Genomic DNA, 19,112 nt, shown 5'->3' with positions numbered 1-19,112 from the left:
TGACCGCTGACCGTGCTGAACTACTCGGCCTCGACCGCCGCCGCAACCGCTGCGGAGACCGCGGGGGCCACGCGCGGGTCGAGCGGGCTGGGCACGATGTAGTCGGCGGACAGATCGTCCTCCGCCAGTTCGGCGATGGCCCGGGCCGCGGCGAGCTTCATGGCCGGCGTGATCCGGCGGGCGCCGGCGTCGAGGGCTCCGCGGAAAATGCCGGGGAAGGCCAGGACGTTGTTGATCTGGTTCGGGAAGTCGCTGCGGCCGGTGGCGACGACGGCCGCGTACTTGCTGGCGACCTCCGGGAGGACTTCCGGGTCGGGGTTGGACAGGGCGAAGACGATCGAGCTGTGGTTCATCAGCTTGAGGTGTTCCTCGTCCAGTCGGGAGGAGGAGACGCCAACGAACACGTCCGCGCCGAGCAACGCCTCGCCCGGGCCGCCGGTTACGCCGCGCGGGTTGCTGCGGGCGGCGAGTTCGGCCTTCTTGCTGGCCGGGTCGGCGGCGATGTCCGCACGGTCCTTGCTGATCGCGCCCCTCGAGTCCAGGAGGACGACGTCGCCGATCCCTGCGGTCAGCAGGATTTCGGCGACGGCGATGCCCGCGGCCCCGGCGCCGGAGACAACCACGCGCAGGCTGTCGAGCGTCCGGCCGGTGACCTTGGCGGCGTTGGTGAGGGCCGCGAGGACGACGACGGCGGTGCCGTGCTGGTCATCGTGCATGACCGGGCAGTCCAGGGCCTCGATGAGCTTTTCCTCGAGCTCGAAGCAGCGGGGAGCGGCCACGTCCTCGAGGTTGACGGCACCGAAGCTCGGGCGCAGCCGCACGAGCGTCTCGACGATTTCGTCGACGTCGGTGGTGTTGAGGACCAGCGGGATGGAGTCGAGCTCTCCGAAGGCCTTGAAGAGTGCGGACTTGCCCTCCATCACGGGCAGCGAGGCACTCGCACCGATGTTGCCCAGGCCCAGAACAGCCGTGCCGTCACTGACGACGACCACCAGGCGCTGGGCCCATGTGAGGGTCTTGGCGAGCTCCGGATCCGCGTGGATGGCCCGGCTCACCTGGGCGACGCCTGGCGTGTAGGCAATGGAGAGGTCGCGCTTGCTGGCGAGTGGGACGGTGCTGGAAATCGAAAGCTTCCCGCCCTGGTGGGATGCGAAGATTTCCTCGTCGCTGAGCGCGGCAACTGTCTCGGCCGGGGAAGCGGAAGCGGCAGGAATGATGGTTTCAGTGGACACGTCGTTGTCTCCTGGGAATCACCGTGGGCGCACGGCTCGGGGAAGCTCGGGCACAGGGGGTGCCCGAGTTGGTCTGGCGGGGCGTCGGTGGCAACCAGAGGTGGCGGTAGCCGGCGGAACCCCCGGAGCTGCTGATCAGCCGTCTCCGGTCCAGTAATGGTAAGCAACGAATTCTGCCGCTTGCGCCACCCCAGGGCCGTCCCTCAGCTCAGGGGAAGGTTTTCCGTAGGATTAGTGAGCCAGATCACGCGTATGGGGACTTTTGTGGCAGCTTTGGTCTAGACCAGTTACGCCGCTTCCTGCGCGCGCTGCAGGAGCGAACAGGCCTTCTTCAAGTCTTCTTCCGCTTCGAACAGGGAGAGCCGGCGGCAGCGGACGGCCTGGACCAGTCCCGTGACTGTCAGCAACAGGACCCGGGCAACGGCGGCGTCGCCGCACGCAGCTGTCACTGCTTTCTCGGCTGTGGCATCGATGTCCCGCAGCAGCCGCGTGGTGTCCGTATCCTTGACGTACATCGCTCGGCTGAGGCACTGTTCCACCGCAGGCTGCATCAGGCGCATGTGGAAGATCTCCATCGTTACGCCCGCCAGGTCCGGGGCCGCAACTTTGCCCGCGGCTTTTCCGGCCGGGGGCGAGCTCCCCGCGTGCAGGTCACCCAGTTGTTTGCGGTAGAGCGCCAGGACCAGCTGGGTGGCCGAGGGAAAGTAGCGGTAAAGGGTCCCCAGCGGAACATCCGCCTTGGCCGCCACCTCGGAAAGGACCACCGAGTCCAGGCCCTTGCGCGCAAACCCCGCGGCAACGTCCAAAATCCGTAAATAGCGGAGACGCTGCCGGGGCAGAGTGGGCGGAGGGGCCATCGGTGGAAGATCTGAGTGAAAGTCAGGCATCAGCACCGTTCCGGATGTCGTTTTTCTCGGCAGCCGGAGGTATCTCCCCACAGCGCAGCCGCGGCAATTGCCGTCCACTATACGCCACCGAACTGGGCGGACGGCTGGCCGGCAGGGGCTTCCGTACCCTCCGGGAAGGGCCCGCCGCCCTCAGTCCACCCCCTTGATCTTCACCACGAACACGGCTCCGAGAAGCCCGATCAGGGCCGCCGCCACGTACAAGGCGACATAGCCGCCCCAGAAGGCCACGAAGGGAAACGCGATGAGTGGGGCCAGCACTTGCGGCAGCGAGTTGGCGATGTTGATGACGCCGAGATCCTTGCCCCGGTTCAGCGCCGTCGGAAGCACCTCCGTGATGAGGGCGAAATCCACCGCCAGATAGCAGCCGAAGCCAATGCCCAGCACCGACGCGCCAACCAGCGCACCCGGCCAGGTCGGTGCGAACGCCAGGATCAGGGCGGCGGCGGCGATCACCGCGGACGAGAGGATGACCAGCGGCTTCCGCCGGCCCATGCGGTCGCTCAGCCGGCCGCCGATCACGCTGGTGACGATCACCATGACCGCGTACAGCCCGGTCAGGATCAAGACGCCAACCTCGGGCTTGATCCCCTCGGTTTCTTGGACACGCACGGCGTCGTTGAGGAAGAAGAGCAGGTAGAGGGTGACCATGTGGTTGCCGATGTTCACCAGCAGGCGCGTCAGCCAGGCCCACGCAAAATCGGGGTAGCGGACCGGGGAAATCCAGAAGCCACGCAGAAAGGTCACCAGAGCGAACGGCGGCCTGGCCGCCGGAGGCAACGGGACGTCGTCGTTCTTGAAGAAATAAAGCACGACGCCGGCGAGCAGCGCCACGGCGCAGACGACGTAACCCGCCGCGAAATCTCCGGTGACGGCGGCGGCGATCAGTGCCCCCGCCAGGATCCCGATGGTCTGCCCCATGGCGGCAAGACCGCCCACCGTGCCGCGCTGCGCGACGGGCACCCGGTCCGGAATGGCGGCGGTAATGGCCGCGTAGGCGCCGTTGCAGCCGGCCTGGACGAGGCACCAGAGCAGCGTCATGACGGCGACATTCGGGGCCTCCGCCAGCCCGCTCAGCGCGGCGGCGCCCAGGACCGCTCCGAAGATCACCCACGGCACCCGGCGGCCCCTGCGGGACGTGGTGCGGTCGCTGAAGGCGCCAAAGAGCGGGTTGGCGACGAGTGAGACGACTGCACCCGCACCCGTCACGAGGGCAAGGATGGCTTCCTTGTCAGGCTCGCTGAACGCTGCCGCCTGCTGCCCAAGGAGCACCTGGAGCGGGCCGAAGAACGCAGCGTTGATGCCGACGTTGACCAGCACGACGCCGGCGGTCCAGACGGGGCGGACGCGGCGTTCAGGTTCAGCGAGCGCCGGCGCGGTGGTATCGGACATGCTCATGGCTCCCCCTGGAACTGATGACCGGACATGTTCAGGCATACGTATCAGTGCGGCCAGACTATCGCGGGGAGGCCTTCTGCCGGGGCCGGGAATCGGGCAGATTTCCGTTCCGGCACAGTAAGGTCATCGATGAACCTCCAATTTTGGAGTAAGTCATCATCACTCATTCCGCGGGGGAATCTATCTTGTTGTCACCAAAGTCGGGCTACGGCGCCCGAACTCAGGCCGCCGGACTTGCCCTGGCGGCGGTTCTGGCACTCAGCGGCTGCAACTCCGGCACCGCTGCCCAGACAGAACCTGCCGCAAAGGCAGACACCGGCTCTGGCTCAGCCCCGGCCACTGTCGTGCGCATCATCGACGGCGACACTTTCAAGGCCTCAATAAACGGGGAGGAAAAAACTGTTCGGCTTCTGAACGTTGACACTCCGGAAACTAAGGACCCGAACGCGCCCGTGGAGTGTATGGGACCAGAAGCGACCAAGGGCCTCGAACAGCTGTTGCCGGTTGGCGCCCAGGTCAGGCTCGAACTCGACGCCGAGCCCCTAGACAAGTACGGACGCACCTTGGCCGGGGTCTTTGACTCAAGCGGCAAGCTAGTCAACGCCGAAATCGCCCGGCTGGGCCTGGGAGTTCCCGTTCTGTTCGAACCCAACCGGAAGTTCTATCCTCCGGTGGTTGCGGCCTTCGACGAGGCCCGGACTCGGGGGGTCGGCCTGAACTCGGCCAGCATCCCTTGCCTGCCGGCGCAGCGGATTGAGAGCGCCGCGGCTGCTGTAGATGCCCTAGTTGCGGCCCCTCTTACGACTTCCGTGTCAGATCTAGACAAGGGCCATGCCGCACTGGTTACGGCTCTCGCAGCCGTGGCGGCGCTCAAAGCCGAGTCCAGCGCCAAGAAGCTTATCCACTGGTCGGCATACAAGCCTGCCAAGATGGCGGCGCTCGTCAGCAGGCTGGCCGCGGCGACTGCAGCCGGGTCGGCCAGACAGACCGCCATTGGCACAAAGAAGAAGCAAATCGCCGATGCTGCCGCAGCCGAAGCCGCACGGAAGGCCCGAGAAGCCGCTGCGGCGGCCGCTGCCGCGCAGGCTGCCGCAGCGGAGGCCGAACGGATCCGCAATCTGCCCCCCGCCCCGGCGCCCTACGTACCCCCGGCGCCCGCCCCGGCGCCCTACGTACCCCCGGCGCCGGCCCCCTACGTGCCACCGGTGTACGTGGCTCCGGCTCCGGCGCCCAACCCGTATCCGGGGTACACCGGTCCCCGCTGCTATGCGCCCGGCGGAAAGACCTGGAGGCCGTGCAGCAAAAGATAGTTCCAAATGATTCTTCTGCGCCCCGAGACTCGGCAAAATGCAGTCACATGTGCGAGTCTCGGGGGTGAAACCGCTGCTACCTTCCGCTTTCAACAACTAGGAGAATCCGTGAACGCTTCCGCCGTCAATACCGCCGACCTCTACGACGAGCGCGGCACGGAGCTCGACTCCGTGTCTCTGCAATTCCAGTCCCTGGGCGGCCACACCCATTTCAGCGGCCCCGTCCGGACCATCCGGTGCTTCGAGGACAATGCCCTGGTCAAGTCCGTGCTGGCCACTCCCGGCAACGGCTCCGTCCTGGTGGTGGACGGCGCGGGTTCCCTCCGCACGGCCCTGATGGGGGACCTCATTGCGGCGAGCGCCGTGGCGAACGGCTGGTCCGGCGTCGTCATCAATGGCGCCATCCGGGACCGGGTGGCGATTTCCGAGTTGCCGCTTGGAGTGAAGGCGCTGGGCAGCAACCCGCGCAAGAGTGCCAAGGCCGGCGCCGGCGAAATCGACGTGCCGCTGGAGCTCGACGGCGTGGCCGTCCGCCCCGGCGCCCTGATCTGGTGCGATCCGGACGGAATTCTGCTCGAGCGCTGAGGTCTTTCTTCTCCTGGTGGTACCAGCGGGACCATTTCTGGCCGTAACATAGTTACTGAAAGCAACTATCCGCTTAAACCCCACACTTCCCTTGGAGCAGTCATGTCCAAAACCACCTCCGTGCGCGCCGCGGGAGAGGTCTTGACCCACCGTCAGACCGTCACCGTCATGGTTGGACTCATGCTCGGCATGTTCCTGTCGTCGCTGGACCAGACGATCGTGTCCACCTCGATCTACACGATCGCCAACGACCTCGACGGCCTGTCGCTGCAGGCCTGGGCCACCACCGCCTACCTCATCACGTCCACAGTGAGCACGCCGCTCTACGGCAAGCTCAGCGACATCTTCGGACGCCGCCCGCTGTACCTCATCGCCATCCTGATCTTCCTGGCCGGCTCGCTCTACGCCGGGTCGGTCCACTCGATGACCGAACTCGCCATTGCCCGCGGCATCCAGGGCATGGGTGCCGGCGGCCTCCTGGCCCTCGCGCTGACCATCATCGGCGACATCGTGGCGCTCAAGGACCGCGCCAAGTTCCAGGGCTACTTCATGTCGGTGTTCGGCATCTCCTCCGTCCTGGGGCCGGTGATCGGCGGCGCCTTCGCGGGCACCGAGACCATCCTCGGGATCGACGGCTGGCGCTGGGTCTTCCTCATTAACCTGCCGATCGGCCTCGCCGCCCTGGCCGTGGTGTTCATGTACCTGCACCTCCCGGCCAAGCACGTGAAGCAAAAGATCGACTACTGGGGCGCCGCCGCCATCACCCTGGCGATCGTTCCGCTGCTGCTCGTCGCCGAACAGGGCCGCAGTTGGGGCTGGAGCTCCACCAACTCCTACCTTTGCTACGGGCTGGGCGTCGTGGGCATCATCGCGTTCCTGCTGGCCGAAAAGCGCGCCGGCGACTACGCGCTGATTCCGCTGCGGCTGTTCCGGAACACCACCTTCGGCCTGTCGTCGCTGCTGAACTTCATCATCGGCATCGGCATGTTCGGCGCCATCGCGATGCTTCCGATGTACCTGCAGCTGGTCAAGGGACTGACCCCCACCGAGGCGGGCCTCATGATGATCACCTTCACGGTGGGCATCCTGACCGGCTCCATCACGGCCGGCCGGACCATCTCTTCCTCCGGCACGTACCGGATCTTCCCGATCCTGGGCACCGCGGTCCTGACCGGCGCCGCCGTCGTCATGGGACTCTCCCTCGGCGTTGACACGCCGCTGTGGGTTCCGGGCGCCATTGCCGTGTTCTTCGGCCTGGGCCTGGGCTTCTGCATGCAGCCGTTGACGCTGGCCATGCAGGTCTCCGTTCCGTCCAAGGACATGGGCGTCGGCACGTCGTCCGCCGCGTTCTTCCGCTCCATGGGCGGCGCGGTTGGAACGGCCGTGTTCATCTCGATGCTCTTCAGCCTCGCCGCGGACAAGATCGCCGCCGGCATGAAGGACGCCGCGCAGAACGCAGACTACCTCAAGGTGCTCAAGGATCCGGCTGTGGCTGCCGACCCCGCCAACGCCAAGCTCTACGACTTCTTCAAGAACGGCGCCAACAACGACTCACTGAATGACACCAGCTGGCTGCACACCGCCAACTCCACGCTGACCCGTCCCATCACCGAGGGCTTCGCCCAGTCGATCGACGCCGTCATGCTTACTGCCGCAGTGCTCACCGGCATCGCCTTCCTGATCACGTTCGCCCTGCCGAACAAGAAACTCACGGACCCGAAGACGGCCGCCAGGGAGGGTGCCGCGGCCGCCGCCCACTAGGCTCAACCGCTCTCGGCAACAAGCCCGGACGCGTCACGGCAGTCAGTCTTTCGGGCTGGCTGCCGTTGCCGTTTCTTTGAACTACGCGGCCGAACTTGCGACGTCGGCCTGAAAGCCTGCGCCGCGTGGCAGCCGCCACCGCCAGATGTGTAAGCTTGCTTACATTTTCCGGCCGTGTGACAGGCGCCGCACCGCGTCCGGTGTAAGACTGGGTAGCTGCGGCGCAGGCCGTGGACCGCGAGTTGCCGAGGGAGCCCCATGACCACCACCCAGGACCAGACCACCGCCAAGATCCCCAAACGGGTCATCTGGCTGGCCGTTGCAGGTGCCGTCGGCGGCTTCCTCTTCGGTTTCGACTCGTCGGTGGTCAACGGCGCCGTCGACGCCATCAAAGAGGAGTTCGCGCTCAGCGAGGCCGTGACGGGCTTCGCCGTAGCCGTCGCCCTCCTGGGCTGCGCGGTGGGAGCCTACCTCGCAGGCAAGGTGGCCGACCGCTACGGCCGGATTCCGGCCATGAAGCTGGGCGCCGTGCTGTTCCTGGCCAGCGCCGTCGGCACCGGCTTCTGCTTCGGCGTCTGGGACCTGATCTTCTGGCGGCTCATCGGCGGCCTGGGCATCGGCCTGGCCTCCGTCATCGCACCCGCCTACATCTCGGAGATCTCTCCCCGCCAGGTCCGCGGACGCCTGGCCTCGCTCCAGCAGCTTGCCATCACCACCGGCATCTTTGCCGCCCTGCTCTCCGACGCCGTCTTCGCCAACACCGCCGGCGGCGCGGACCAGAGCCTGTGGCTCGGCATCGAGGCCTGGCGTTGGATGTTCCTGGCTGGAGCCGTCCCCGCCGTCATCTACGGCTGGATCGCGTTCACCCTGCCGGAATCCCCGCGTTTCCTAGTCTTCAAGGGCAAGGACGACGAGGCCCTGAGAGTCTTCAAGTCGATCGCCCCGGACGAGGACTCCGACCGCCACCTGCGCGAGATCAAGGCTGCCATCGAGGAGGACAAGCTCGCGGGCCAGAAGGGGTCCCTGCGCGGCGACGCCCTGGGCCTGAAGCCTGTGGTCTGGATCGGCATTATTCTCTCGGTGCTGCAGCAGTTCGTCGGCATCAACGTGATCTTCTACTACTCCACCACCCTGTGGAAGGCCGTGGGCTTCCAGGAAAAGGATTCGCTCACGATCTCCGTGGCCACATCCATCACGAACATCCTGGTGACGCTGGTGGCGATCGCCCTCGTGGACCGGATCGGACGCCGCCCCATCCTGCTCGCCGGTTCCATCGGCATGGCCCTCTCGCTGGGCACCATGGCCTTGGCCTTCGGCTCGGCCACCGGCTCCGGTGATTCCATTACCCTGCCCGGCGCCTGGGGGCCTGCGGCGCTGGTCGCCGCCAACGTCTTCGTCATCAGCTTTGGCGCCTCGTGGGGCCCGCTGGTGTGGGTGCTGCTGGGCGAGATCTTCCCGTCCCGGATCCGGGCCCGGGCCCTGGGCCTGGCTGCCGCCGCGCAGTGGGTGGCAAACTTCGCCATCACCCTGAGCTTCCCGGTCATGGCTGCGGCCTCGCTGCCCCTGACGTACGCCATGTATGCGCTGTTTGCGGCGGCGTCGTTCTTCTTCGTGATGTTCAAGGTGCCCGAGACCAACGGCATGTCCCTTGAGCAGGCCGAGACGCTGTTCGTGCCCAAGGGTTCGGCGAAGGGTTCGGCCAGGGCCTGACCCTGCGGCGGGATCCGGGTGCCCGGAGCGGGCACCCGGATCCCGCCGGGGCCGCTAGACCACGTGCGGTTCGTGCGCCGCGAGGTAGCGGCGTCCGCCGAAGACCACGGCCATCGCGGCCACCATGGCCAGCGCCCCGGCGTAGAACGGCACCTGCGGGCCGAAGTGCTCGCCCAGCTGCGCGGCGGCAAACGGGGCCAGGGCGCCGCCCATCCAGCGCACGAAGTTGTAGCCCGCGGACGCCACCGGCCGCGGCGAGTCCGAAACCCCCATGGCCAGTTCCGTGTAGAGGGTGTTGTTGATGCCCAGGAGCGCTCCGGAGATGACGACGAGGACGACGACGGCGGGCACCGAGCGCCCGGCGGCCAGGCCCAGTCCCACGAGGTCCAGCATCAGCAGGGCCAGGGTGCCGGTGAGGACCCGGACGGCCCCGAAGCGGTTCTGCAGCACGGGGGCAACAAACACCGAGAAGACGGCGACGGCGACGCCCCAGCCGAAGAACACACCGCCGATCCCGTAGGCGTCCATGCCCAGGATGAAGGGCGTGAAGGCGAGGACGGTAAAGAAGCCGTAGTTGTAGAACAGGCCGCTGGCCGCCGTCGTCCTGAGCCCCTTGTGGCCCAGCGCCAGCAGCGGATCCCGGAGCCGGACCTTGCGCTCGGGCAGCGGGGTCTTGGGCAGGAGGGTGATGAGCGCGATGAACGCGGAGGCCATCAGCACGGCGGTGCCGAAGAAGGGTGCGCGCCACTGCCAGCCGCCGAGCACTGCGCCCAGGAGCGGGCCGAGGGAGATGCCCAGGCCCAGGGCGGCCTCGTAAAGGATGATTGCGGTGCCGGCGCCGCCGCTCGCCACGCCGACAATCACGGCCAGCGCCGTGGCCACGAACAGCGCGTTGCCCAGCCCCCAGCCGGCCCGGAACCCGATCAGCTCAGCCACGCTGCCCGACGTGCCGGACAGCGAGGCGAACACGACGATCACTGCCAGCCCGATCAGCAGTGTGCGCTTCCCGCCGATCCGGGACGAGATGTAGCCGGTGATCAGCATCGCGACGGCGGTGACCAAGAAGTAGCTCGTAAAGAGCAGCGACACCTGGCTCGGCGTGGCGTCCAGGTTCTTGGCGATCGCTGGCAGGATGGGATCCACCAGGCCGATGCCCATGAAGGCGAACACCGCGGCGAGCGCCGTGGCCCACACCGCCTTGGGCTGTTTGAGCAGTGAGGCTTTCTCGGCCTCGAGGGTAACTTCGGCGGCCGGCAGGGTGTCGGCGGACTGGCCGTGCATGGGGGCACTCCTAATCAGTGGAAAAAATGGTGGGAATTCGTGGTTGAGACCTAGGCCTGGAGCGTCGCGTTGATCTTGCCGATGACGGGCAGGGCGGCCGCGAGGGCGGCGCGGTCGTCGTCCGTCAGGGAGGAGAGGATGCCGGCCATGACAGCGTTGCGGCGTTCGTTGGCGGCTTCGACGGCGGCGCGGCCTGCCCCGGTCAGGGTCACCCGGACGGCACGGGAGTCGCTGGGGTCCGGTTCCCGGCGGGCGAGGCCGGCACGCTCGAGCTTGATGATCTGTTCGGTGGCGCTGGGAACTTTAACGCCGAGGTTCCGGGCTATTTCGCCCACCCGCACACCGGTGCCGCCGTCCGAACTGGGTCCGGTGTCCATGAGCATCTTCAGGGTGCTGAGCTGGGCGGCGCTGAGTTCGCCGTCCGCGTCCAGGCGGCGGACGAGGTAGATGCTGTGGCGGAGGGCCTCGCGGAAATCCTGGGCGAGACCGAGGAGACCGGGGTCTGCCGGTGCACTGGGGTTCATAGTTAGGTAGCCTAACAGTTAGGCGCCCTAATGGTCAAGGGCCAGACACCCGCCGAGATACGACGCTCCCTCACGTTTCGCACCGATTGGGCAGACCCTCCCTCACGTTTCGCACGTGGAACGCAGGCCATCCCTCATCAGTGGTGACGGAATACCCGCGTTCGTCCGTCGCGTGCGGTAGCGTCACCCCAATTCCCTCATGATCTGCGGGAGCGTCACCAAAAAAACCCCATGACCTGCGGGAGCGTCGCCAGAAAGCCCGCCGGATCTGCGGGAGCGTCACAAGAAAACCCGCCGGATCTGCGGGAGCGTCACCCCGAAACCCTCATGACCTGCGGGAGCGTCACCGGAAAACCCGCCGGATCTCAGGGAGCGTCGGGTTCGGTGGTGGGTTTAAGCACGGCGACGCCGCAGCTCAGGTGAGCTGCGGCGTCGGTGTCAGTGCTCGGCGTTTCCGGTTAGGGCTAGACGACTGCCTTGGCTTCCTCGATGAGGGAGGAGACGGCGGCGAACAGCGGGTGGCCCGCGGGCAGGCCGGTGATCCTTTCCGTGGCCTCGTCCGGCGTGGACGCGGACAGGATTTTAGCTAGCTCCACGGCCTCGGCGTCGGCAGGGTCGTTGAACCGCAAGGCCGCGGCGATTGCCCCGAGCAGCGCTTCCGGGACGATGCCGCGCTCGGCCAGCTCTGCGGCGGGTCCGATGAAGCGTTCGTTCCGGCTGAGTTTGCGCAACGGGGCACGGCCTACCCGGTTGACGGTGTCCGGCAGGTGCGGGTTGGCGAAGCGGCCCAGGATCTTCTGCACGTAGGCCTCCTGTTCGGCCCGGTTGAAGCCGTGCTTGGCCACCAGGAGCTCCTTGGTCTCGTCCAGGACGGCGCGCACGTCGGCCGCGACGTCCTGGTCGGCCATGGCCTCGGCGATCTTGCCGAGGCCGGCCTCGAAACCAAAGTAGGCCGCCGCGGCGTGTCCCGTGTTCACCGTGAACAGCTTGCGCTCGATGTACGGCGCGAGGTCGTCCACGAAGGTCGCTCCCGGGATCACCGGCTCCTGCCCGGCGAAGGGAGTGCGGTCAATCACCCACTCATGAAACGTCTCCACCGTCACGTCCAGACCCTGCCCGGCCTCCTGGTTGGGCACAATCCGGTCCACCGCCGTATTGGCGAACACGGCGGCAGCGTCCAGGGAGCCGGCGGCCGGATCCCACTGGGCAGCGACCTCGGACTTCAGGATGTCGGTCGCATTGATGGCGTTCTCGCACGCCATCACCTGCAGCGGCGCCAGCCCGGCGGCGCGGGCCGCGATCCCTTTGGCGATCAGCGGCGCCACGAACTTCAGGATGTGCGGCCCCACGGCGGTGGTGACGATGTCCGCCGTCGCAATCTCTGCGACGACGGCGGCTTCCTGGGTGCCGGAGTTCAGCGCCCGGAAGTTGTCGACCGTGAGGACGGCAGGGTTGTCCCCCACCTCGTGGACCTGATAGCGGTCCGCGGCGGCCAGTTGGCTGATGAGGGCGTCCGCGACGTCCGCGAACACCACCTCATACCCCGCCCCGTGCAGCAGCAAGCCCACAAACCCGCGCCCGATGTTCCCGGCTCCGAAATGAACAGCCTTCACTAGGAATTGACCTTTCCAAACAGGGCCAGCACTTCATCGACCGTCGTGGCCGCCTCCAGCTGCGCCACCTGGGCCTTGTTGGTGAAGACCTTGGCGATCGAGGCCAGGATCTGCAAGTGCTCGTTGTTGACACCGGCGACGCCGACCACGAACTTCACTTCCTTGCCGTTCCAGTCGATGCCGTTCGGGTAGCGGATCACCGAGACCGCGGACTTCATGATGTGGTCCTTCGCGGCGTTAGTTCCATGCGGGATGGCGAGGTAGCTGCCCATGTAGGTGGAGACGGATTCCTCGCGTTCGTGCATGGCGTCCACGTAGCCGGAGTCGACGGCGCCGCGGGCCAGCAGGAGCTGCCCGGCCTCGTCGATCGCGGCGTCGCGTGTGGTCGCAGCGCCCGTGAGGACAACGCTGTCGGCCACCAGGATGTCCGCGGGGCCGGCCGCGGCTTCTGTGGGGGCCTCCGAAGTGTCGACGGCGGCAGCGGCAGCGGCTGCCCCGGCGGCAGGTGCGGCGCCGGCGGCAGGCGCACCAGCGGCGGCGGCGGCATCCTGGTCCGCGTTGCTCGACCTGACCAGTTCCACGACCTCGTCGTAGCGCGGGCTGTTCATGAAGTTGTCCACGGACACATGCACGGCGCTGCTGGTGGCGGGCTTAGCCCGCTCGGTCAGGTCCTGGTGCGTGATGACGACGTCGTACGTGTCACTGAGGTTCGCAATGGCCGAGTTCGTGACCTTGACGTCCGGGAACCCGGCGGCCTTGATCTTGTTGCGAAGCACGGAGGCGCCCATCGCGCTGGAGCCCATGCCGGCGTCGCACGCAAAGACGATGTTCTTGATCGGGTTGGCCAGGACGGCGACGCCGCTGGCACCCACACCCTCACCGATCAGGGCTGCGGAAACCGAGCTCTTCTTGCCTTTCAGGGCTTCCATCCGGTGGGTGGCCTGGTCAAGTTCGTCTTCGGCGGGCGCCTTGCTGGCCTTCAGGATCACCGAGCCGATGAGGAAGGACACCGTGGTGGCGAACAGCACGGACAGCGTCACGCCGACGTAGCTGTCGCGTGCGGTTGCGGCGTAGACGGCAATGATGCTGCCAGGGGCGGCCGGGGACCGCAGGCCGGCGCCGGTGACCACCAGGGTGAAGATGCCGGTCATGCCGCCGCCGATTGCGGCGAGGATCATCATCGGCTTCATGAGGACGTACGGGAAGTAGATCTCATGGATGCCGCCGACGAACTGGATGATGGCAGCGCCCGGCGCGGACGCCTTGGCCAGGCCCTTGCCGAAGAACGAGTAGGCGAGCAGGACGCCGAGGCCCGGGCCGGGGTTGGCCTCGAGCAGGAACAGGATGGACTTGCCTTGCTCGAGCGCCTGCTGAGTGCCCAGGGGCGTGAGGATGCCGTGGTTGACGGCGTTGTTCAGGAACAGGACCTTGGCAGGCTCAATGAAGATGCTGGTAAAGGGCAGCAGGCCGTTGATGACGAGGAATTCGACCACGGCGCTGGCGCCGTTGCTGAATGCCTTCACCACGGGGCCGACCACCAGCATGCCGACCACCGCCATGATGGCGCCCAGGATGCCGGCGGAGAAGTTGTCGATCAGCATTTCGAAGCCGGGCTTGACGCGGCCTTCCCAAATCTTATCGGCCTTCATCATGAGCCAGGCCGTGAGCGGGCCCAGGATCATGGCGCCGATGAACATGGGGATGTCCGTACCGACGATCACACCCATGGTGGCCACCGCGCCCACTACGCCGCCGCGCACCCCGTGGACCATGCGGCCGCCGGTGTAGCCGATCAGGAGCGGAAGGAGGTACGTGATCATCGGACCGACGAGCTTACCGAGCTCCTCGTTGGGGAAGAAGCCCGCCGGGATGAAGAGTGCCGTGATGAAGCCCCAGGCGATAAAAGCACCGATGTTGGGCATGATCATCCCGGACAGGAACGTCCCGAATTTTTGGACGTGTACCCGCGCGCTGGTGCGTGGTTTCGCAACTGTCTCTGTTGCCATGTGATTTCCTAACCGTCGTTCCCGCTGCCTTGCAGGATGATTCGATATTTACGCCGAGCTAGCTGGTGGAGCTGTTGGAGATCCGGTGGAGCCATTCGAGGAAGAGCTTGAGTTCCGAACTGGAGAGCTGGTCGGAGTGGGACGCCTGGAGAGCCGCGTTCAACGCGATGGCCGCCACAACCACAGAGGATGCCCCACTGTCAACGGATCCGTTGTTCCGGGCCCGTTCCGTGGAAACCGCAAAAACCATGGCGTCGCGGGTCATGGCGGAGAGCTCGAGGTTGCGCTCGGGCGCTTTTTCCGCGATGAGCATCAGCGTCACGCCCACGTTGGCCGCCAGGATGGACCTGGCCGCCTCCCTGGGCGGAACGTTGAGCTGGCCGGAGACGGCCGCCTTGTTCAGCATCTCCTCCATGAGGGCCTCGGCGTCGGCGACGATCGCCGGCCGGCTCTCAGGGCGAATATTGCCGAACATGACGAGGTACAGTTCCGGCTGCTTCAGCCCGAACTGCACGTGGTTGTCCCACATCCTCCGGATGTCCTCCAGCGGCTGGCCAGAGGGCGCAAAGTCGCGTTCTCCCGCGACGTATTCGTCAAAACCTGCTGCGACGACGGCGTCGAACAGCCCTTCCTTGTCGCCGAAGTGGTGGTAGAGGGTCGGAGCCGTAACACCGGCCAACTGCGTGATCTGGCGGGTCGAGACTGCAGATCCGCCTGAGTTGGCCAGCAGCTCGGCGGCCGCGCGCAGCAGCCGGGCCTTAGGTGGTAGCTGGCCATCGATACTCATAACCGCTACCCTAGCACCTATAGCAACGCTATATGAACTACATCACATACAATTTTTTCAGGTGCCCGATCTGCCGCTGACGTAGCCGTCAGCGGCAGGCACAAGGGATAAGCAGGATCAATGACGGCACCTGGTTTATCGGCTGACCGGCCACTGGCCTACGACAGAGAATGAGGACCTTCAGTGCAGAACTTCCCAGGAGTTGGCGTAAGCCCAGGCCGCATCATCGGCACCGTCCGGCAGATGCCCAAACCGATCAGCGAGCCGCCCGCCGGTGAGCAGTTGGCCGCCGGCGTCACGGCGGAGGAGGCGACGGCGGCACTAAAGACCGCGGCGAAGGCGGTGCACGACGAGCTCAAGGCGCGCTCCGAGACGGTCTCCGGCGACGGCAAGGCCGTCCTCGAGGCCACGGCCCTCATGGCCACTGACACCATGCTGCTCAAATCGGCCACCAAGCTGATCGGCCGCGGGACCTCGGGGCAGCGGGCCATCTGGGAGGCCGGCGCCTCCGTCTCGGAAATGCTGCACAACCTAGGCGGCTACATGGCCGAGCGCGCCACCGACGTCCTGGACGTCCGGTCCCGGATCGTGGCTGAACTGCGCGGGGTTCCCGCGCCGGGCATTCCCGTGTCCGCCACCCCGTTCATCCTCATCGCCGAGGATCTGGCCCCGGCCGATACCGCCACCTTGGATCCGGAAAAGATCCTGGCGCTGGTCACAGCCGGCGGCGGTCCGCAGTCCCACACCGCTATCATCGCCCGTTCCCTCGGCCTGCCCGCCGTTGTGGCCGCCGCCGGCGTCGATGAGCTTGCCGACGGCACCGAGGTGTACGTCGACGGCGCTGCCGGGCTCATCACCGCGGAGCCCGGGGAAACCGAGCGCGCCGCGGCAGCCCACTGGACCGCCACAGCGTCACTGTTGTCCGCCTTTGACGGATCGGGCACGACGGCGGACGGGCACCTCGTCCCGCTTCTGGCCAACGTCGGCGGCGCCAAGGATGCCGTGGCCGCGGCCGGCCTCAACGCCCAGGGCGTGGGCCTGTTCCGGACCGAGTTCTGCTTCCTGGAGCGGGACACCGAACCGACGGTGGAGGAACAGGCCGCGGCCTACAAGGGCGTCTTCGATGCCTTCCCGGGCAAGAAAGTGGTCCTGCGAACGCTCGATGCCGGCGCGGACAAGCCACTGCCGTTCCTGACCGATGCCACCGAGCCCAACCCCGCCCTGGGCGTCCGCGGCTACCGGACCGATTTCACCACGCCGGGCGTCCTGGAGCGCCAGCTGCAGGCGATCGCCCTGGCCGAGCAGGCATCCGAGGCCGACGTCTGGGTGATGGCCCCGATGATTTCCACCGCTGAGGAGGCCGCCCGCTTTGCCTCGCTGTGCGAAGCGGCAGGCATTAAGACCCCCGGCGTGATGGTGGAGGTCCCGTCGGCCGCCCTGACAGCCGAGACCATCCTGCGCGAGGTCGGCTTCGCGAGCCTGGGCACCAACGACCTTACCCAGTACGCCATGGCCGCCGACCGCCAGCTCGGCCCTCTCGCGGCCCTGAACACCCCCTGGCAGCCCGCCGTGCTGCGGCTCGTGGGCCTGACGGTGGAAGGCTCGGCGGCCGAGGGCCACAACAAGCCCGTGGGCGTGTGCGGCGAGGCGGCGGCGGACCCGGCCCTCGCCGTCGTCCTCACGGGCCTGGGTGTCACCACACTGTCCATGACGGCGCGCTCCATCGCGGCCGTTGCTGCCGTGCTGAAAACGGTCACCTTGGCCGAAGCGCAGGAGCTTGCCAAGCTGGCCCTGTCCGCGCCGAGCGCCACGGAGGCCCGGGCCTGGGTCCGGGCGAAACTGCCGGTCCTGGAGGACCTGGGGCTGTGAGCGGGAGGTCCGTCGGCGGGTGCGCCGACGGACCCCTGGCTGATCCTCCCGTGGGAAGTAGCCGCTAGGATGCACACATGGCACTGATAGCTCCCCGGGTGACGGCCGGCTTGCCGGCCGAGGACGCGCAGAAACTCAAGTACGCCCTCGACGGCAGCCATGACATCACGGTGTTCGTCGACGGCACTGTCCACCGCCTGCCGGACGGGGCGAGGGACGCCGTCGTCGACTTGCTGGGCCGCTTCAGCCGCGGCGAGGCGGTCACGGTCAGCAGCGTCGAGGAGATGCTGACGACGTCCCGGGCAGCGGAACTGGCGGGGATCTCGCACACGTTTCTGCGGAACATGACCGACCGCGGCGAAATCCCGGTGGAATACCGGGGAACGCACCGGCGGATCCGGCTGGCCGACGTCATGGCCTGGCTCGAAGCGCAGAAAAAGACCCGCAACGCAGGGGAAGGCGCCGCCGAAGACGCCGACGAAGGATAGTACGGTCACGGCGCCGCCGGTCAGCCAGCATGACGGCGGCCCCCGTGCTTCGTGAAGCGGTGATAAGGATCAAGCAACGATCGCGCTCGGGCGCGGAGACACGGACGGGCAGCAGGTTAAACTTGCATCGTGGGTAAATTCAGAGGATGGCACATCGTGGCGGGTCTCGCCGCCATGCTGCTTGCCGGCATCATCGGAACCGCGATGGGCCTGAATAATACCGGCACTTTCATGGCCAGCGGGGTGGCATTCGTTGCGGTGTCGCTTTGGGTGGACAGCCGGATCTCCCGCCGCCGGAGCGCTGCCCGCAAGGGCGGCAACGCCGCAGTTAGCAGCGCAGGCCACGACGCCGGCGACACTCCAGGCAACGACCCGGGACTGACACTGGACGGCGACGCCTCCAAGCGCGAGGGCTAAATCCGGGGCCGGCCCGCCCAGCGCCTCGCCTTGAGCGCGGCATGCAGTTCCAGCCGCACCATTCCCTTCAGCGGGTCCACGCCCAGCAACTGGCGGATCCGGCCGAGGCGGTTATAGATACTGCTCCGGTGCAGGTGCAGCTTGGTTGCGACTTCCTGGACTGAGCCGTCGTTGTCATAAAACAGCTCCAGCACGGGCAGCAGCTCGTGGTTGCGGTCGTGGTCCTCGAGGAGCCGGAAATACACCGATCCCGCGTCCGCCCAGGCCCCGGCCCCGCCGCCAGCGGACGCCAGGAGCTGGTAGACGCCGGTGGCCCGGCAGTCCACCAGTTCGCCCAGCTGCGGGTCCACTGCCGCGGCCTGGGCCGCCTGCCGTGATTGCCGGTAGGCCTCGGCGAGTTCGCGCGGCTTGGCGAAACCCTCGCTGGTGCCCAGGATGATCCGCCGGACGGGGCGCCCGGAGCGTTTGGCGAGCTCCAGCTGGTAGTGCACCAGCACCTGGGCATGGTCCGCCCGCCCTGTCGATTCCTTGAACAGCACCACGGAGTGGGTTTCGGTGCCGGCGCTGAAGAGCGCCGCGTCCACACCGATGGTGGCCTGCAGCGCAGCGGAGCGGTGGATGAGCGTGTCAGCGATCGGGTCCGAACCGCCCGCCCAGCCATCGGCGTCAAGCACGGTCACCAGCTGCCACGGCCCCTTGCCTTGGACCTCTTTCCAGCCGGCCACGGCCGCGACGGCGTTGGTCTCCCCGGCGCAGGCGGCCAAAAATTCCTGTTCCCGTTTGCGGCGGAATTCGGACTCGGCCGTATTGGAGTCCAGCAGCAGGGAGGACAGCTGCTCCAGCTCACGCGCCACGTCCGGCAGCTGGGCGAGGACGGCCGCGGCACTAGGCTCCCCGGCGTCGAGCTGGACCCACAAGTACCCCACCCTGAAGCCGCGCACCAGCAGCGGCACGCACACCCGGCCCAGCATGCCTAGGTCCGCGTTGGCCGGCACCACGACGGGCCGGACCGCCGTCGCAATTCCATGGGAGAGCTGCCAGGCAATCACGTCCACCGGGACGCGCTTGCTCAGCAGGAAGTTCACGCGGACGCGGTCGGCGTGCGACTGGTTCGAGCTGTAAGCAAGGAGCAGACCGTCAAGGTCCTCGAGGGAGAGGCCGCGGCCCAGCCGCTGCGCCACCTGCTCCACAAGCTGCTCCACGTCCTGCTGCTGCATGCTGCAACA

General features: G+C 67.1%; 16 protein-coding genes. 7 read left to right on the top strand and 9 right to left on the bottom strand.

Annotation, left to right across the window (positions count from 1 at the left end):
- Positions 1 to 20: 20 nt before the first annotated feature.
- From ACFVVK_RS15460 to ACFVVK_RS15450, 3 genes are all read right to left on the bottom strand, one after another.
- Positions 21 to 1,232, bottom strand: coding sequence for an NADP-dependent malic enzyme (locus tag ACFVVK_RS15460; protein WP_390268659.1), 1,212 nt, complete (start codon positions 1,230 to 1,232; stop codon positions 21 to 23).
- A 287-nt stretch (positions 1,233 to 1,519) separates the two neighbouring features.
- On the bottom strand, positions 1,520 to 2,119 hold the full coding sequence (locus ACFVVK_RS15455; RefSeq protein WP_390268657.1) for a helix-turn-helix domain-containing protein: 600 nt from the start codon (positions 2,117 to 2,119) through the stop codon (positions 1,520 to 1,522).
- A 150-nt stretch (positions 2,120 to 2,269) separates the two neighbouring features.
- Positions 2,270 to 3,535, bottom strand: coding sequence for an MFS transporter (locus ACFVVK_RS15450; RefSeq protein WP_390268654.1), 1,266 nt, complete (start codon positions 3,533 to 3,535; stop codon positions 2,270 to 2,272).
- A 344-nt stretch (positions 3,536 to 3,879) separates the two neighbouring features.
- Between ACFVVK_RS15450 and ACFVVK_RS15445 the strand changes: the two genes are divergently transcribed.
- The 4 genes from ACFVVK_RS15445 to ACFVVK_RS15430 all read left to right on the top strand — a co-directional run bounded on the left by ACFVVK_RS15445 (position 3,880) and on the right by ACFVVK_RS15430 (position 8,901).
- Complete coding sequence (locus ACFVVK_RS15445) at positions 3,880 to 4,845, top strand: thermonuclease family protein (RefSeq protein ID WP_390268812.1); 966 nt, start codon at positions 3,880 to 3,882, stop codon at positions 4,843 to 4,845.
- 108 nt (positions 4,846 to 4,953) lie between these two features.
- On the top strand, positions 4,954 to 5,430 hold the full coding sequence (rraA, locus tag ACFVVK_RS15440) for a ribonuclease E activity regulator RraA (protein ID WP_390268651.1): 477 nt from the start codon (positions 4,954 to 4,956) through the stop codon (positions 5,428 to 5,430).
- A gap of 102 nt (positions 5,431 to 5,532) precedes the next feature.
- The gene (locus ACFVVK_RS15435; protein ID WP_390268648.1) at positions 5,533 to 7,191 is read left to right on the top strand and encodes an MDR family MFS transporter; all 1,659 of its coding nucleotides are present in this window, start codon (positions 5,533 to 5,535) and stop codon (positions 7,189 to 7,191) included.
- A 258-nt stretch (positions 7,192 to 7,449) separates the two neighbouring features.
- On the top strand, positions 7,450 to 8,901 hold the full coding sequence (locus tag ACFVVK_RS15430) for a sugar porter family MFS transporter (RefSeq protein ID WP_390268646.1): 1,452 nt from the start codon (positions 7,450 to 7,452) through the stop codon (positions 8,899 to 8,901).
- A 54-nt stretch (positions 8,902 to 8,955) separates the two neighbouring features.
- On the opposite strand, the gene ACFVVK_RS15425 is transcribed toward ACFVVK_RS15430, so the two are convergent.
- The 5 genes from ACFVVK_RS15425 to ACFVVK_RS15405 form a co-directional block, all read right to left on the bottom strand.
- Positions 8,956 to 10,182 carry an MFS transporter gene (locus ACFVVK_RS15425; protein ID WP_390268643.1) on the bottom strand — a complete coding sequence of 409 codons (1,227 nt, stop codon included), beginning with the start codon at positions 10,180 to 10,182 and terminating at the stop codon, positions 8,956 to 8,958.
- 50 nt (positions 10,183 to 10,232) lie between these two features.
- The gene (locus ACFVVK_RS15420; protein ID WP_390268640.1) at positions 10,233 to 10,706 is read right to left on the bottom strand and encodes a MarR family winged helix-turn-helix transcriptional regulator; all 474 of its coding nucleotides are present in this window, start codon (positions 10,704 to 10,706) and stop codon (positions 10,233 to 10,235) included.
- Positions 10,707 to 11,170: 464 nt separating this feature from the next.
- On the bottom strand, positions 11,171 to 12,319 hold the full coding sequence (locus ACFVVK_RS15415) for a mannitol-1-phosphate 5-dehydrogenase (protein ID WP_390268637.1): 1,149 nt from the start codon (positions 12,317 to 12,319) through the stop codon (positions 11,171 to 11,173).
- On the bottom strand, positions 12,319 to 14,325 hold the full coding sequence (locus tag ACFVVK_RS15410; protein ID WP_390268634.1) for a PTS mannitol transporter subunit IICBA: 2,007 nt from the start codon (positions 14,323 to 14,325) through the stop codon (positions 12,319 to 12,321). Before ACFVVK_RS15410 ends, ACFVVK_RS15415 begins: the two co-directional genes overlap by 1 nt.
- 58 nt (positions 14,326 to 14,383) lie before the next feature.
- Complete coding sequence (locus tag ACFVVK_RS15405; protein WP_390268632.1) at positions 14,384 to 15,112, bottom strand: TetR/AcrR family transcriptional regulator; 729 nt, start codon at positions 15,110 to 15,112, stop codon at positions 14,384 to 14,386.
- A gap of 183 nt (positions 15,113 to 15,295) precedes the next feature.
- Here ACFVVK_RS15405 and ptsP point away from each other — a divergent pair, with 183 nt between their 5' ends.
- From ptsP to ACFVVK_RS15390, 3 genes are all read left to right on the top strand, one after another.
- On the top strand, positions 15,296 to 16,981 hold the full coding sequence (gene ptsP, locus ACFVVK_RS15400) for a phosphoenolpyruvate--protein phosphotransferase (RefSeq protein WP_390268629.1): 1,686 nt from the start codon (positions 15,296 to 15,298) through the stop codon (positions 16,979 to 16,981).
- Positions 16,982 to 17,058: 77 nt separating this feature from the next.
- The gene (locus ACFVVK_RS15395; protein ID WP_390268626.1) at positions 17,059 to 17,469 is read left to right on the top strand and encodes a helix-turn-helix domain-containing protein; all 411 of its coding nucleotides are present in this window, start codon (positions 17,059 to 17,061) and stop codon (positions 17,467 to 17,469) included.
- Positions 17,470 to 17,598: 129 nt separating this feature from the next.
- Complete coding sequence (locus ACFVVK_RS15390) at positions 17,599 to 17,886, top strand: hypothetical protein (RefSeq protein WP_390268623.1); 288 nt, start codon at positions 17,599 to 17,601, stop codon at positions 17,884 to 17,886.
- Here ACFVVK_RS15390 and ACFVVK_RS15385 read toward each other — a convergent pair.
- Positions 17,883 to 19,103: a PucR family transcriptional regulator gene (locus ACFVVK_RS15385; protein ID WP_390268620.1), complete on the bottom strand. Its 1,221-nt coding sequence runs from the start codon at positions 19,101 to 19,103 to the stop codon at positions 17,883 to 17,885. The genes ACFVVK_RS15390 and ACFVVK_RS15385 overlap by 4 nt on opposite strands.
- Positions 19,104 to 19,112 lie beyond the last annotated feature (9 nt).

Origin of the sequence: Arthrobacter sp. NPDC058192 (assembly GCF_042883665.1) — a bacterium.
Taxonomy (GTDB): Bacteria; Actinomycetota; Actinomycetes; order Actinomycetales; family Micrococcaceae; genus Arthrobacter.
Note: the sequence above shows the minus strand (reverse complement) of the source record. Positions and strands in the feature narration are given on the sequence as shown.